The organism is Streptomyces sp. NBC_01381, assembly GCF_026340305.1.
GTDB lineage: Bacteria > Actinomycetota > Actinomycetes > Streptomycetales > Streptomycetaceae > Streptomyces.
Genome location: NZ_JAPEPI010000001.1, coordinates 731403 through 746937 on the forward strand (window position 1 = coordinate 731403; position 15535 = coordinate 746937).

The window sequence follows — 15535 nt, forward strand, 5'->3', positions numbered from 1 at the left end:
CCATGACACAAGACCGTATGCAAGCCCTCTCCCGCCGCGGGGTACTCCGCACAGCAGTCGCCTCCACCGCGGCGGCGGCCCTCCCGATCGCCGGCGCGCTCCCGGATGTGCACGCCGCGCGATCCCGCATCGGCTCGCTCGGCGATCAGTCGGCCGTGCGTACCCTCACCCTGGGCGACACCCGGCTCACCTATGTCGTCGACGCTGCCATGGAGTTGGACCCCGCCGGGTTCTTCCCCGCCGTCCCCGCCTCGTACTGGGCACAACACCCAGACGCGCTGGCTCCCTCCGGGCGGATCGCCGCCTCGGCTGGCGGTGTCCTCGTCGAGCGGGGCGGGCGCCGACTCCTGATCGATGTGGGGCTCGGCGCCAATGTGCTCTCGCCCTCACTCGGCGTCTCCCGTGGCGGCGCACTGCTGCGCACCCTCCGAGCTCTGCGCGTGCCGCCGAAATCCATCGACACCGTGGCCTTCACTCACCTGCACACGGACCACACCGGCGTCGGCTTCCGTGCGGGCCACGGCCAAGAGATGCACAAGGCGTTCCCGCACGCCGACTACCTCGTGGCGCGCGCCGAATGGGGCCCGTTCTGGAAACGCGAGGTGAAGGTGGGGGCACCCTCCTGGGACGGGTTCATGGTGCCGATGTCCCGCGTGCTGCGCCAGTTCGACGACGGCGCCGAAGTATGGCCCGGCGTCACCGCGCTGATCACCCCCGGCCACAGCCCGGGCCACACCACGTACGTCATCTCCGCCGGCGGCGGCCGGCGGATCCTGGTGTTCGGCGACGCCTTCCACACCCCGGCCCAGATGACCCACCCCGAGTGGCCCTCCGGCCCCGACAAGGACGTCGGCGGCGTCCTGAAGGCCCGTACGACCCTCCTGGCGCGGCTGCGCGCGCCGCGCACCTACGGGTTCGCCTTCCACTTCGGCGATCAGGCCTTCGGCCGCCTCACCCACCCGCACCACGGCACCCCGCGCTGGCGCCCCGTCCCCGCCCACGCCCTACTGCCCGCCCCGATCCGGCTGCCGCGCGCATAGCCGCGGCCGAGGCTCCGGACCTGTCGTCGCGAGCGATCGTGCCTGCATGCAATAGACCGTGCCAGGCGCCGTGGACCACGGACTGCAGACCACGGCGCCTGCGTCCGGAAGGGTCCTGGGCCGAACGTGAACAGACGGCTTCACGTCAGACAGATCTCGCCGTCTGGGAGCCGGCCCTCCCAGTAGCCGTCGATGAAGTCGGGCAGGATCGCGGGCTCCACCGGAGCACAGGTACGCGCTCGGGCATCCGATCACGGGCGCGAGGCGCAGCCACAGCAGTCCCGTCTGCTGTTGAGGGCCTGTCCACGGACAGCCCCGCCACCGCCACCGACCCCGAAGCCGGCTGGTACGTCCGCAACGCCAAGCACAAGGACCCCCTAGCCCTGGAAGACTTCGCCCCTGAACCACCTACGCGCCCCATGGCTGCCAAGAAGAAGACGAGAAGCAAGAAGAACCGGGGACGGGTGAAGAAGAAGAAGCTCTACGGCTACGACCTCACCCTCATCGCCGCCCGCGACCCCGAAGACAACGGCGCCCCTGCCAGACGGATCCACGAACGCACCGCCACTTGTTCATGCCCAAGGAACGCCCTCCCACCCGAGGCCGGCGCCAAGCTGCAACGCGTCTACTTCCGGCTACGCAACGCCATCGAAGGCATGAACGGCTTCGCCAAGGACCCCCTCCGCGAGCACATCGAACCGGGCGGAACCCGTCGCATCCGCGGTATCGCTGCCGGACGCACAGAGCAGGGCCCCAGCAGTGAGATAGCTCACCGCTGGGGCCCTGCCCCTGTGATCCTGCGGACCGCAGTCCGCCCAGAACGCGAGAAACGGGCCCCACCAGGACTTTCGTCACTGGTGAAGACCCGTTTCGTCGGTTCTTCATGGTGCGCGAGGGGGGAGTTGAACCCCCACGCCCTTTCGGGCACTGGAACCTGAATCCAGCGCGTCTGCCTATTCCGCCACCCGCGCATGGGTGTCTGTCTTTGGGTCTCTCACTTGCGGTGCGAGCGCCTGCCGACATCCAGAAGATTAGCACGCTGCCGAGGGTGGATTCACATCCGTATTCGGGGGCACCTGCCCTGGTGGTCCGTGCGGATTGCGGGCCGGCCGTCCGACTTCGGCCGGACCCGGCGATGGTCCGCAGCCGGGTGCGGGACACTGGTTTGAGGCCCCCTCTACGATCCCTGATAGAGGAGTCCGGAAGGATCCCGGAACCCTGGTGCGGGCAGCCTTGTGAGAGGCGACACTCATCGACTGGGCGGACAGGGGGAACCAGCCGATTTCCCGGCGCGTGGATACGATCAGTAAGCAGTACCAGGATGACTACGACGGAGGAGGTGCCCCATGGGAGTCATGAAGAAGTTCGAGCAGCGACTCGAAGGTCTGGTCAACGGCACCTTCGCCAAGGTGTTCAAGTCCGAGGTCCAGCCCGTCGAGATCGCCGGCGCCCTGCAGCGCGAGTGCGACAACAACGCGACGATCTGGAACCGCGAGCGGACGGTCGTCCCCAATGACTTCATCGTGGAGCTCAGCGCGCCCGACTTCGAGCGCCTGAGCCCCTACTCGGGGCAGCTCGGCGACGAGCTCTCCGGGATGGTGCGCGAGTACGCCAAGCAGCAGCGCTACAGCTTCATGGGCCCCATCAAGGTCCACCTGGAGAAGGCGGACGACCTCGACACGGGTCTGTACCGGGTGCGCAGCCGCACACTCGCGTCCAGCACCTCACAGACTCCCGAGCGCGCCCCCGCAGCACCTGCTGCACCCGCTGCACCCACAGGACCGGGCCCCGCGGACCGCAGACCCCCCGCGGGCGGTGGCTACGGCTACCCGCAGCAGCCCTCCAGCGCTCCTCCCATGCCCGCGGCGCCGCCCCCTGGCGGACGCACGGGCGGGCCCGCGCCGGTGCCGAACCGCCCCCAGGGGCCCGGCGCCGGGCCGCTTCCGGGTGCGCAGGTGCGGCGCTGGATCGAGATCAACGGCAATCGCCATCAGATCTCCCGCCCGACGCTGGTGCTGGGTCGCAGCACCGACGCCGATGTGCGGATCGACGACCCCGGCGTATCCCGCCGGCACTGTGAGATCCGGACCGGAACGCCCTCGACGATCCAGGATCTCGGGTCTACCAACGGCATCGTGGTAGACGGGCAGCACACCACCCGCGCTACGCTCCGCGACGGCTCGCGGATCGTCGTGGGCCAAACCACCATCGTTTACCGGCAAGCCGAAGGGTGAAGCGGGGGCAATGTCAGAGCTGACCCTGACGGTCATGCGGTTGGGTTTCCTAGCCGTTCTGTGGCTGTTCGTGATCGTGGCCGTCCAGGTCATCCGTAGCGACCTGTTTGGAACACGCGTCACACAGCGCGGCTCACGCCGTGAGAACGCGCGACCGCAGCAGGCCGCACGCCAGCAACAGCAGGCCGCGCCGCCTGCCCAGCGCCAGCAGCAGGGCGGTGGCAGGCAGCGCCGTGGCGCCCCCAGCAAGCTGGTCGTCTCCGAAGGCATCCTCGCGGGCACGACAGTCGCCCTGCAGGGCCAGACGATCTCGCTGGGCCGCGCGCACGATTCGACGATCGTGCTGGACGACGACTACGCCTCCAGCAGGCATGCCAGGATCTACCCGGACCGTGACGGCCAGTGGATCGTCGAGGATCTCGGGTCCACCAACGGCACGTATCTGGACCGGACCCGACTCACCACCCCGACGCCCGTTCCGCTGGGCGCGCCGATCCGCATCGGCAAGACCGTCATCGAGCTGCGGAAGTAGTACGACAATGAGCGAGCGGAGCGAGCGAGCCGACGCGGTCCACACACTGGACGCCAGCGCGCTCCCGACCGGAGGGTGGGCACCGTGCGGATGTACCCGGAGCCGACGGGCGAGGTGCGCATGAGTCTGTCTTTGCGCTTCGCCGCCGGATCGCACAAAGGCATGATCCGTGAGGGGAACGAGGACTCCGGCTACGCCGGTCCGCGTCTCCTCGCGATCGCCGACGGCATGGGGGGCCAGGCCGCGGGCGAGGTCGCGAGCTCCGAGGTGATCTCGACGCTCGTCACCCTCGACGACGACGTACCGGGATCGGACATCCTGACGTCGCTCGGCACGGCCGTGCAGCGCGCCAACGACCAGTTGCGCCTGATGGTCGAGGAGGACCCCCAGCTCGAGGGCATGGGGACGACCCTGACCGCCCTCCTGTGGACGGGGCAGCGCCTGGGCCTCGTACACGTCGGCGACTCGCGCGCGTATCTGCTGCGGGACGGTGTCCTCACGCAGATCACCCAGGACCACACCTGGGTGCAGCGCCTCGTCGACGAGGGCCGGATCACCGAGGAAGAGGCCACCACCCACCCGCAGCGCTCCTTGCTGATGCGCGCGCTGGGCAGTGGCGAGCATGTCGAACCGGACCTCTCGATCCGTGAAGTCCGCGCCGGCGACCGGTACTTGATCTGCTCCGACGGTCTCTCCGGTGTGGTCTCGCACCAGACGATGGAAGACACCCTCGCGAGCTATCAGGGCCCCCAGGAGACCGTGCAGGAGCTCATCCAGCTCGCGCTGCGCGGCGGAGGCCCCGACAACATCACGGTGATCGTCGCCGACGTCCTGGACATCGACAGCGGCGACACCCTCGCGGGACAGCTGTCCGACACCCCCGTGGTCGTCGGCGCGGTCGCCGAGAACCAGCTCCAGGCGCAGGACGACGGCGCCATGCAGACGCCCGCGGGCCGTGCGTCCGGCCTCGGCCGTCCGGTGCCGCCGCAGCCCTCCGGAGGCGGCTTCGGCCCTCCCGGGAGCGGTGACACGACGGGATACGTTCCCGAAGGGAACTTCGGCGCGTTCAGCGACGAGGACTTCGTGAAGCCCGGCGGCGGCCGCAAGTGGCTCAAGAGATCCCTCTACACAGTGCTGGCCCTCACGGTCATCGGAGGCGGCCTCTACGGGGGCTACCGCTGGACGCAGACGCAGTACTACGTAGGCACCAAGGACGAGCACGTCGCGCTCTACCGCGGCATCGACCAGGACCTTGCCTGGGTCAGCCTGTCCAAGGTGGAGAAGGACCACCCCGAGATCGAACTCAAGTACCTGCCGCCGTATCAGCGCAAGCAGGTCGAGGGCACCATCCCCGAGGGCAACCTCGACGATGCCCAGAGCAAGATCGAGGAGCTGAGCCTGCAGGCCTCCGCGTGCGAGAAGGACGCGCAGCGCCGCGAGGCCGAGCGGGAGAACGCCAAGCCCGGCGAGGGCGAGGCGGGCGGCGCGACCGGTCTGGCGGCCAAGGCCCCCACCGACGATCCGACCGACCCGGCGGACAAGAACGACACAGGCGACACGAGCGACAAGAACAGCACCACCGACAAGAACAAGTCCAAGACCGCACCGACTCCCACACCCGGCCCCAGCCTCTCCGAGGAAGAGAAGAAGCTGGTCCCGCTGTGCGGTAAGCAGTAAGCAGCCGTTGGGGGCCTTTGCACACCATGAGCAGTAGCACTACACACACGTCGACCATCGGCGCGATCGGTGCGCCGAGCCGGCGCAACACCGAGCTCGCGCTCCTTGCGTTCGCTGTCGTCATCCCGCTGTTCGCCTACATCAACGTAGGTCTCGCGCTCGACGGCGAGCTGCCGTCCGGCATGCTCGGCTACGGCTGCGGGCTCGGCCTGCTCGCGGCCGTCGGTCACATCGTGGTGCGCAGGTTCGCCGCGTACGCGGACCCGCTGCTGCTGCCGCTCGCGACGCTGCTCAACGGCCTCGGTCTGGTCGTCATCTGGCGCCTGGACCAGTCGGAGAAGCTGCAGGACCTCGCCAAGGCCGCCACCGGCCAGTTCAGCGCCTCCGCACCGAAGCAGCTGATGTTCTCGGCCATCGGCATCGCGCTCTTCGTGGCCGTGCTGCTGCTGCTCAAGGACCACCGCGTCCTGCAGCGCTACACGTACATCTCCATGGTCGCGGCCCTCGTCCTGCTGCTGCTGCCGCTGGTGCCGGGTCTCGGCATGAACGTCTTCGGCGCCCGAATCTGGATCAGCGTCGCCGGATTCTCCATCCAGCCCGGTGAGTTCGCGAAGATCGTCATCGCGATCTTCTTCGCGGGCTATCTGATGGTGAAGCGCGACGCGCTCGCGCTGGCCAGCCGCCGCTTCATGGGCATCTACCTGCCGCGCGGCCGTGACCTCGGTCCGATCATCGTGGTCTGGGCGATGTCCATCCTGATCCTGGTCTTCGAGACCGACCTCGGTACGTCGCTGCTGTTCTTCGGCATGTTCGTCGTGATGCTGTACGTCGCCACGGAGCGCACCAGCTGGATCGTGTTCGGTCTGCTGATGTCCTCGGTCGGCGCGGTGGGTGTCGCCACCTTCGAGCCGCACGTGCAAGAGCGTGTGGACGCCTGGCTGAACCCGTTCTCCGACGCCGTCATCGCCTCGACGGGCAGCGACCAGATCGCCCAGTCCCTGATGGCGTTCGGCTCCGGCGGCGTGCTCGGCACCGGCCTCGGCCAGGGTCACTCCGACCTGATCGGCTTCGCCGCCAACTCCGACTTCATCCTCGCCACCTTCGGCGAGGAGCTGGGTCTGGCCGGCGTCATGGCGATCCTGCTGATCTACGGTCTGATCGTGGAGCGCGGTGTGCGCACGGCGCTCGCCGCCCGCGACCCGTTCGGCAAGCTCCTGGCGATCGGTCTGTCCGGCGCCTTCGCCATCCAGGTGTTCGTCGTCTCCGGCGGCGTCATGGGCCTGATCCCGCTGACCGGTATGACCATGCCGTTCCTCGCGAACGGCGGTTCGTCCGTGATCGCCAACTGGGCCCTGATCGGCATCCTCATCCGTATCAGCGACACCGCACGCCGTCCTGCCCCGGCGCCCGCCCCGAACCCCGACGCCGAGATGACCCAGGTGGTCCGACCGTGAACAAGCCCCTGCGCCGGATCGCGATCTTCTGCGGGCTCCTCGTCCTTGCCCTGCTCGCCCGGGACAACTGGCTCCAGTACGTGCAGGCCGACACCCTCGCCGAGCACAAGAAGAACCGCCGCGTCTCCATCGAGCGGTACGCCCAGCCGCGCGGCGACATCATCGTCGACGGCAAGGCCATCACCGGCTCCAAGGAGTCCGGCAGCGGCGACTTCAAGTACCAGAGGACGTACAAGAACGGGCCCATGTGGTCCCCCGTCACCGGCTTCGCCTCGCAGCGCATCGGTGCCACGCAGATCGAGTCCATCGAGGACGGCATCCTCACCGGCAACGACGACCGGCTCTTCTTCACGCGCAGCCTGGACATGATCACGGGCAAGAAGAAGGAGGGCGGAAACGCCGTCACGACCCTCAACGCGCGCGCGCAGAAGGCCGCGTACGAAGGTCTCAAGGGCCGCGGCAAGGGCGCGGTCGCCGCGATCGACCCCTCCACCGGCGCGATCCTGGCGCTTGCCTCCGCTCCTTCGTACGACCCGTCGGACTTCGCGGGAATCACGAGCAAGGAAGGCAAGCTCTTCCAGAAGCTGGACAAGGACAAGGACCAGCCGCTGCTCAACCGCGCCCTGCGCGAGACGTACCCGCCCGGCTCCACCTTCAAGGCCGTCACCGCGGCCGCCGCCCTGGAGCACGGCCTGTACGACGACATCGACTCGCCCACCAAGTCCCCGCTGCCCTGGACGATGCCCAACACCCAGACCGAGCTGAAGAACGAGGGCAACATCCCCTGCAAGAACGCCACGCTGCGCGAGGCGCTGCGGGTGTCCTGCAACACCGTCTTCGGCAAGATCGGCTCGGACCTCGGCAAGGACGACATGTTGGAGACGGCCGAGAAGTTCGGCTTCAACTCCGAGCAGTTCGTCCCGGTTCGTTCCAACGCCTCCGTCTTCCCCAAGGAGATGGACAAGCCGCAGACCGCGCTCTCCTCCATCGGCCAGTTCGAGACGGCCGCGACGCCGCTGCAGATGGCCATGGTCGCCTCCGCGATCGCCAACGACGGCACGCTCATGGAGCCGTACATGGTCAGCGAGCTGCAGGCGCCGAACCTGGACGTGATCGAGAAGCACGCTCCCAAGGAGATGAGCCGGCCGCTCTCCGAGGAGAACGCGCAGAAGCTCCAGGACATGATGCAGACAGTCGTGAACGAGGGCACCGGTCGGAACGCCAAGATCGACGGCGTGACCGTCGGCGGCAAGACCGGTACGGCCCAGCACGGCGTCGACAACAGCGAGAACCCGTACGCCTGGTTCATCAGCTACGCCAAGACCGACTCCGGTTCGCCGGTTGCCGTCGCCGTGGTGGTCGAGGACAGCGCCGCCAGCCGTGACGACATCTCCGGTGGCGGTCTCGCCGCCCCCATCGCCAAGGACGTGATGCAGGCGGTTCTCGACAGCAAGAAGTGACCCCCGTCACGGCCTCTTCACATCAGTGCACGTTGCGATACCGGTCCTGTATCGGGTGACGGTCGCGGCCGGGTCACGTAAGGCGAGCCGGGTACGGTATGCCCGGACAGCACACCGCCGGACCACACATGGGTGCGGTCGGGACTGACGGAGAGGGCTGGATTAGCTATGGAAGAGCCGCGTCGCCTCGGCGGGCGGTACGAGCTGGGCCAGGTGCTCGGCCGAGGCGGGATGGCGGAGGTTTACCTCGCGCACGACACCCGTCTCGGACGCACCGTGGCGGTGAAGACGCTGCGCGTTGACCTCGCGCGCGACCCGTCATTCCAGGCCCGGTTCCGCCGCGAGGCCCAGTCGGCCGCCTCGCTCAACCATCCTGCGATCGTCGCGGTCTACGACACCGGCGAGGACTACGTGGACGGGGTCTCCATCCCGTACATCGTGATGGAGTACGTCGACGGCTCCACCCTGCGGGAACTCCTGCACTCCGGGCGCAAGCTGCTGCCCGAGCGCGCCATGGAGATGACGATCGGCATCCTCCAGGCCCTGGAGTACTCGCACCGCAATCAGATCGTCCACCGCGACATCAAGCCCGCGAACGTCATGCTGACGCGCAACGGCCAGGTCAAGGTCATGGACTTCGGCATCGCCCGCGCCATGGGCGACTCCGGGATGACGATGACGCAGACGGCCGCGGTCATCGGCACGGCGCAGTACCTCTCGCCGGAGCAGGCCAAGGGCGAGCAGGTGGACGCGCGAAGCGACCTCTACTCGACCGGCTGCCTGCTCTACGAGCTGCTCACGGTCCGCCCGCCCTTCGTGGGCGACTCCCCGGTCGCGGTGGCCTACCAGCACGTACGCGAGGAGCCCCAGGCACCGAGCGTCTTCGACGGCGAGATCACGCCCGAGATGGACGCGATCGTCCTGAAGGCCCTCACCAAGGACCCGGACTACCGCTACCAGTCGGCCGACGAGATGCGCGCCGACATCGAGGCCTGCCTCGACGGCCAGCCCGTCCAGGCCACCGCCGCCATGGGCGCGGTCGGCTACGGCAGCCACCCGGACGACCAGCAGACGGCGATGCTGCGCCCGCAGCCCGGCGGCGCCCAGACGTCGATGATGCCGCCGGTCGGCCCGGACGACGGCTACGACGATCATTCGCGCCGCCGCCAGAAGAAGAGCAGCACATCTACGGTGCTGCTGGTTCTGGCGGGGCTGCTGGTGCTGGTCGGCGCCATTCTGATCGGGAAGTGGGCGTTCACCGGGGGTGGTGGGGGCAATGACTCGCTGAAGGCTCCCAACTTCGTGGGCGAGGAATACACGGAGGCCAAGACGCAGGCCGGAAACGTCGACCTGGAGCTCGCAATCTCGGAGCGCAAGCCCTGCGCGAAGTACCCGAAGGGCGAGATCTGCAGCCAGGACCCGGGCGCCAACGCCAAGGTCAGCAAGGGCGACACCATCAATGTGGTGGTGTCGACGGGTGCGCCGAAGGTCGCGGTGCCGAACGTCATCGGTGACAACATCGACGACGCCACGGATGAGCTCGAGGGCCCCAAGTACCGGTTCAAGGTCCTGCCGAAGCGGGTGGAGTCCCCTCGGCCCGTGGGCGAGGTCCTCGATCAGGACCCGGTACTCGGTACTGAGGTCCAAAAGGGCAGCACGATCACCCTTGAGGTCGCCAAGGCGAAGACTCAGGTCCAGGTCCCTGACGTCACCGGCCTCGACTACGAAGCCGCCGCGCAGCGGATCACGGGTGAGGGCCTCACTCCCAAGCGTGAGGACGTGGCCAGCGACTCCGTCGAGGAGGGCAAGGTAATCCAGACCTCCCCGGCAGCCGGTACGAACGTCGATGACGGCTCCACCGTCACCGTCCAGGTAGCCAAGGCCGCCGAGCAGGCCACCGTGCCCGCACTCACCGGCCAGAAGCTCAAGGACGCCCGTAAGGCCATCGAGGACGCCGATCTGACGGTCGGCACCATCACGGGCCCGCAGGAAGACGACGCCCTCGTGGTCCTCTCCCAGCCCACCGCCAACGAGCAGGTCCCGCCGGGTACGGCGATCAACCTGACGACGGCGGGCGGCGACCAGGGCAACGGCGGAGGCAACGGCGGGGAAGACGACGGAGGCACCCTCTTCGGAGGCGGCACGGGCTTCCGCAGCGAAAGGGACTGACCCTCCGCAGTACACGAGAGGAGCCCCGGTCACCGCTCGCCAGCGGTGACCGGGGCTCTGTCGTGCTCGAGGTCGTGCTCGAAGTCAGTCGGCAAGCTCAGCCGGCGGCGTCCGCTTGTTGTCGACCTTCTCGATGCGCTCCAGCTCGCCCCACACGATGTAGCGGTAGTTGGACGTGTAGACCGGCGTGCACGTCGTCAGGGTGATGTAGCGGCCCGGCTTCTTCGCACCCGATTCCTTGGGGACCGGGTTCAGGACGTTCACGTTGTACTTCGAGGTCTCGGGGAGGGTCGCGTAGACCTTGTAGACGTACCACTTGTCCCGGGACTCGTAGACAATCGCGTCGCCCTCCTTGATCTTGTCGATCTTGTGGAACTTCGCGCCGTGCCCGTCGCGGTGCGCGGCCAGCGTGAAATTGCCCTCCTTGTCCTCAGGGAGGGCCGACTTGATCGGGTCTTCGTAGTAGCCCGCGACGCCGTCGTTGAGGATCTTGTTGCTGGTGCCCTTCTTGATCAGCACCTCGCCGCCGCCCATCGCGGGTACGTGCAGGAAGCCGATGCCGTCCTTGGTGTTCAGGTTCCCGGGGCCGCCCGCCCAGCGGTCGCGGACCCTGTCGCCCTGCTTGTGCGCCTCGCGGTCGGCGACGACGTTGGTCCACCACAGGGAGTAGACGACGAAGAGGCCGAGCACCAGCCCCGCGGTGATGAGGAGTTCACCGAAGACGCTGACCGCCGTGGCGATGGGCCCGCGGCCCCGCGGCCGCGGGGCGGGCGTCTCGGCCTGCTTCTCGTCGTGGTCGGCGTGGTCGGTCGTCGCTGCCACTGGATCTGCCCCGTTCTCACCGTGCTAGTTGACGAGCGCGCTCGGCTTTCCCTTGCCGCGCGGCCGTTCCTCGACCATCTTGCCCCAGACGATCATTCGATACTTACTCGTGAATTCCGGGGTACAGGTGGTCAGTGTGATGTACCGGCCGGGTTTGGTGAAGCCCGAACCCTCGGGGACCGGGGCGATCACGGAGATGTTGCCGGGGCTCGTCTGCGGCAGGATGCTCGCCATCTTGTAGACGAAGTACTTGTCCTGCGTCTCCACGACGATGGGATCGCCCGGTTCGAGCTGATTGATGTAGCGGAACGGTTCGCCGTGGGTGTTGCGGTGCCCGGCGACCGCGAAGTTGCCCTGCTTCGCTTCCGGCATCGGGGTCTTGGTGCCGCCCTCGTTGTAGTGGCCGACCATGCCGCGGTCCAGGACCCCCGACTTGTCGATGCCCTCGGCGATCGGCACGACCACGTCGAGGCGGGGGATGTGGAGCAGGGCGAAGCCTTGCCCGGGTTCGAAGGCGCCCGGCTTGCCCTTGCCCTTCGCCCACTCCTCCTGGAGGTCGTTGGCTGCGCCGTTCGCCTGCTGGTGGGCGCGGATGTTCGTCCACCACAGCTGGTACGTGACGAAGAGAAGCATCAGGACGCCGATGGTGATGAAGAGTTCGCCGACGCCCCGGCTGATCACCGTGCCCGCGGAGGGCTTCTTGGCGCGCTCGGCGCGACGGGCCTCGACGCGGGAGAGGGGGGCGGCGGACTCTGCTCTGGAGGCGGCCGGCGGGCTCCCCTTCTTGGCGGCCTTGCGGCGGGCGGCCCGGCCTCCTGTAGGGCGCTCCGGCTCCCGCTCTGGCTCTGGCTGCGGCTCTGGCTCGACTATTCGCCGGGTGTCCGCCGTGCGCAGGCCCACCGTCTCGTCGTCGAGCGGCGGCCGGGGCTGCGGCTGCGGGGCGTACGCGCCGTACAGCTCCTCGTACGTCGGTTCCCGCGCCGGCTCCGGCTCCGGCCGCTGCTCCGCCCCGTACCAGTCACGGGCGTACCCCTGAGGGTCGTACCACTCCGGCTCAGGGAACTGCGGCTCCGGCTCCGGGGCGGGCTGCCCGCTGCGGAACCACGGCGACGGATGCTGCCCCGGCAGCGGATCCGTCAGCGGATCGGCGAGATGGTCGACTGCCGCCGCGAACGCCCCGGGCTCTTCGTACGATCCCTGCTCCTCGTACGACGCGTACTGCTCGTCGTACGGAACTCCGGAGGAATCGCGCTCGGGGCGCAACGCGGTCACGCCGTGGCCCTGCCCACCACCGGGGCAAGACCGCTCGACCGACCGACCGCCCCCTCGTCCCCGCACTCCACCAGCCAGTTGGCGAGCATGCGGTGGCCGTGCTCGGTGAGCACCGACTCGGGGTGGAACTGCACGCCCTCGACCGGCAGTTCACGGTGGCGCAGGCCCATGATGATGCCGTCCTCCGTGCGCGCGGTCACCTCGAGTTCGGCCGGCACCGTGGCCGGCTCGGCGGCGAGCGAGTGATAGCGCGTCGCGATGAACGGCGACGGAAGACCGGCGAAGACACCCTTGCCCTCGTGCACGACCGGGGACGTCTTGCCGTGCAGCAACTCCGGCGCACGGTCCACGACTCCGCCGTACGCGACCGCCATCGACTGCATGCCGAGGCAGACGCCGAAGACGGGCACTCCGGTGTCGGCGCAGTGCCGCACCATGTCGACGCAGACACCCGCCTGCTCGGGGGTGCCGGGTCCCGGCGAGAGCAGGACGCCGTCGAAGCCGTCCTGCGCGTGCCGCAGCTCGACCTCGTCGTTGCGCAGGACCTCGCACTCGGCGCCCAGCTGGTACAGGTACTGGACGAGGTTGAAGACGAAGCTGTCGTAGTTGTCGACCACGAGGATGCGGGCCGGGCGTCCGTCGATGCTCACTGGCCGTCCACCGTCACGTCGTTGAAGGGGAGAAGCGGCTCGGCCCACGGAAAGACGTACTGGAAGAGCACGTAGACCACCGCGAAGACGAGCACCAGCGAAAGCAGCGCCCTTACCCATGCGTTTCCCGGCAGATGCCGCCAGATCCAGCCGTACATGCCGTCCCTTCCGTAGCCGTACGGCACCAGACTAACGGCGCAGTGCCTCCGGTTTCCCGGCCTCGACGGGCTGGGTGGCATCAAGGTGTGCCCAGACGATCAACCGGTGGCTGTGGCCCCACTCTGGCTCACAGGTCGTAAGAGTGAGGTAACGGCCCGGCCCCTCGTACCCGGACTTGCGCGGCACCGGATCGATGACACCGATGTCGCCGGGCAGCGTCTTCAGTGGCTTGTTGTCGATGCGGTACGTGAACCAGGTCGTGCCGTCGGTCAGCACCACGGGGTCGTTCGGGCGCAGCTTCGGGAAGTCCTTGAAGGGGTCTCCGTAGGTGCGGCGGTGGCCCGCCACGGAGAAGTTCCCCTTCTGGCCGAGCTGAGCGGTGTCTCCGTAGTGCCCGAGTCCCTTTTTGAGTACGTCGGTGCCGGTGCCCTGGAGCACCGGCTTGTTCCACGTGAAACCAAGCCGCGGGATGTACATCACGGCGAACGGCTTGCCCTCTTCGTAGGGGCCCGGCTTCGGAGGGCTCTCCTCGGAGCCGCCGGCAGGCTTGTCGTCCGTCCCTGTGGACATCGATCCCTGCGCCCACTGGTCCTGGAGCTGGTCGATCTGGCTGTCCATGGCGTTGTCGGCCTTCACGCCGGTCCAGAACAGGACGTACACCACGAAGAGCACGATCAACGTGCCGATGGTGATGCACAGTTCGCTGAACGTCCTCAACAGCACTCGCACCGACACCGGACGGTCCCTCCCCGGGTGCTACTCCACTGCTATTCCACGGGCTTCGCGTAGTGGAGATCCACTGTGCCCGAGTAGCCGGGAAGAGTCACCGCCCCGTCGTCGTCGACTTTCCAGCCGAGGCCGTAGGCGTTCACGTACAGCATGTAGTTCTGGATCTCCGGGGAAGCGGCGAGCGCCGTCCTCAGCTTCTCCGGGTCGCCGACCGCGGTCACCTTGTACGGAGGTGAGTAGACGCGGCCCTGGAGGATCAGGGTGTTGCCCACACAGCGGACGGCGCTGGTGGAGATGAGCCGCTGGTCCATGACCTTGATGCCCTCGGCGCCGCCCTGCCAGAGAGCGTTCACCACGGCCTGCAGGTCCTGCTGGTGGATGACCAGGTCGTTGGGCTGGGGCTCGGGGTAGCCGGGGAGCTTGGCCGTGGCGCCCGGCGGGGCGTCGGTGAGGGTCACGGAGACGGCCTCACCCTTGACCTTCTTGGTGCCCGCGTTCTTCTCCAGGGCCTTGAGCCGCGCGTCGTCGGCCTTCGTGCCGCCGTTGTCACGCTCCGCGAGCGCCTCGACGTCGTCCCGCAGCGAACCGTTGGACTCGTCCAGCTCGCCGTTCTTGTGGCTGCGCTCCTGGATGAGGTCGGAGAGCTTCAGCAGGGACGCATCCGTGCGAATGTTCGTACCCTTGGCAGTGTTGAAGCTGGTGAAGAAGATGAGGCCCGCGAGGGCGAAGACGGCAGCCGTCAGCAACCGGACCGGCCGCCAACGGGGACGGCGACCCTGACCTGTGGGGGAGTCGGCAGAATTGCTCAACGTACCCTTATCTCCTTCAGCGCCGCGGAAGCACTACGCTAACGGACGCCCGGGGGAGGGCTCAGCTCCCCGTATCGACAGGAGAGACCCTCGTGCCGAAGTCACGGATCCGCAAGAAGGCCGACGATTACACGCCGCCCGCGGCGAAGAAGGCGACGAGCATCAAGCTGACCAGCCGTAGCTGGGTGGCCCCCGTGATGCTGGCGATGTTCCTCATCGGGCTCGCCTGGATCGTTGTCTTCTACGTCACCGACGGCAAGCTGCCGATCGACCCGCTGGGCAACTGGAACATCGTGGTCGGCTTCGGCTTCATCGCCGCGGGGTTCGGCGTCTCCACGCAGTGGAAGTAGCGCGGCCCGCGCTGCTGCCGCACCGCATTCCCCGGCGGCGAGAGCAAGCCTTGCCCTGAGTTATCCACAGCGCTATCCACACTGGGGAAAAAGAAAGACGATCTGTGGATAACCCACTCGGTGTTGACGCCGGTGTGACTGCCCGATCGCCATGCAAGCCGCCGCAGGCCCCTTGTCC

The 15535-nt window shown here is 68.0% G+C and carries 14 protein-coding genes and 1 tRNA gene; 8 read left to right on the top strand and 7 right to left on the bottom strand.

Features of this window, described 5'->3' with window-relative positions; all coding sequences use genetic code 11:
- Window positions 1-2: 2 nt before the first annotated feature.
- The gene (locus OG453_RS03530; RefSeq protein ID WP_266864404.1) at window positions 3-1040 is read left to right on the top strand and encodes an MBL fold metallo-hydrolase; all 1038 of its coding nucleotides are present in this window, start codon (window positions 3-5) and stop codon (window positions 1038-1040) included.
- 884 nt (window positions 1041-1924) lie between these two features.
- Here OG453_RS03530 and OG453_RS03535 read toward each other — a convergent pair.
- Window positions 1925-2011: transfer RNA gene (locus OG453_RS03535), tRNA-Leu, on the bottom strand.
- A 375-nt stretch (window positions 2012-2386) separates the two neighbouring features.
- Between OG453_RS03535 and OG453_RS03540 the strand changes: the two genes are divergently transcribed.
- The 6 genes from OG453_RS03540 to pknB all read left to right on the top strand — a co-directional run bounded on the left by OG453_RS03540 (window position 2387) and on the right by pknB (window position 10566).
- Window positions 2387-3274 (top strand): DUF3662 and FHA domain-containing protein, encoded by an 888-nt coding sequence (locus tag OG453_RS03540; protein WP_266864406.1) that lies wholly within the window; start codon window positions 2387-2389, stop codon window positions 3272-3274.
- A 10-nt stretch (window positions 3275-3284) separates the two neighbouring features.
- Window positions 3285-3806 (top strand): FHA domain-containing protein, encoded by a 522-nt coding sequence (locus tag OG453_RS03545; RefSeq protein ID WP_135332252.1) that lies wholly within the window; start codon window positions 3285-3287, stop codon window positions 3804-3806.
- Window positions 3807-3926: 120 nt separating this feature from the next.
- Entirely contained in the window at window positions 3927-5483 is a 1557-nt protein-coding gene (locus OG453_RS03550; protein WP_266864410.1) for a Stp1/IreP family PP2C-type Ser/Thr phosphatase, read from the top strand.
- Window positions 5484-5509: 26 nt separating this feature from the next.
- Window positions 5510-6937, top strand: coding sequence for an FtsW/RodA/SpoVE family cell cycle protein (locus OG453_RS03555; protein WP_266864412.1), 1428 nt, complete (start codon window positions 5510-5512; stop codon window positions 6935-6937).
- Complete coding sequence (locus OG453_RS03560; protein WP_266864414.1) at window positions 6934-8397, top strand: penicillin-binding protein 2; 1464 nt, start codon at window positions 6934-6936, stop codon at window positions 8395-8397. The genes OG453_RS03555 and OG453_RS03560 overlap by 4 nt, the downstream gene beginning before the upstream one ends.
- A 168-nt stretch (window positions 8398-8565) precedes the next feature.
- Window positions 8566-10566 carry a Stk1 family PASTA domain-containing Ser/Thr kinase gene (gene pknB, locus OG453_RS03565; protein WP_266864416.1) on the top strand — a complete coding sequence of 667 codons (2001 nt, stop codon included), beginning with the start codon at window positions 8566-8568 and terminating at the stop codon, window positions 10564-10566.
- An 84-nt stretch (window positions 10567-10650) separates the two neighbouring features.
- Here pknB and OG453_RS03570 read toward each other — a convergent pair whose 3' ends face one another.
- The 6 genes from OG453_RS03570 to OG453_RS03595 are packed head-to-tail and all read right to left on the bottom strand — an operon-like array spanning window position 10651 to window position 15007.
- Entirely contained in the window at window positions 10651-11388 is a 738-nt protein-coding gene (locus OG453_RS03570; RefSeq protein WP_266864418.1) for a class E sortase, read from the bottom strand.
- Window positions 11389-11412: 24 nt separating this feature from the next.
- Window positions 11413-12660 (bottom strand): class E sortase, encoded by a 1248-nt coding sequence (locus OG453_RS03575; protein ID WP_266864420.1) that lies wholly within the window; start codon window positions 12658-12660, stop codon window positions 11413-11415.
- Window positions 12657-13304 (bottom strand): aminodeoxychorismate/anthranilate synthase component II, encoded by a 648-nt coding sequence (locus OG453_RS03580; RefSeq protein WP_266869692.1) that lies wholly within the window; start codon window positions 13302-13304, stop codon window positions 12657-12659. Before OG453_RS03580 ends, OG453_RS03575 begins: the two co-directional genes overlap by 4 nt.
- A 2-nt stretch (window positions 13305-13306) precedes the next feature.
- Window positions 13307-13549 (bottom strand): hypothetical protein, encoded by a 243-nt coding sequence (locus OG453_RS03585; protein WP_266864422.1) that lies wholly within the window; start codon window positions 13547-13549, stop codon window positions 13307-13309.
- Entirely contained in the window at window positions 13500-14198 is a 699-nt protein-coding gene (locus OG453_RS03590; RefSeq protein WP_266869693.1) for a class E sortase, read from the bottom strand. Before OG453_RS03590 ends, OG453_RS03585 begins: the two co-directional genes overlap by 50 nt.
- Before the next feature lie 38 nt (window positions 14199-14236).
- Window positions 14237-15007 (bottom strand): DUF881 domain-containing protein, encoded by a 771-nt coding sequence (locus OG453_RS03595; protein WP_266864424.1) that lies wholly within the window; start codon window positions 15005-15007, stop codon window positions 14237-14239.
- Window positions 15008-15099: 92 nt separating this feature from the next.
- Here OG453_RS03595 and crgA point away from each other — a divergent pair, with 92 nt between their 5' ends.
- Entirely contained in the window at window positions 15100-15357 is a 258-nt protein-coding gene (gene crgA / locus OG453_RS03600; protein WP_266864426.1) for a cell division protein CrgA, read from the top strand.
- The last annotated feature ends 178 nt before the right edge of the window (window positions 15358-15535 follow it).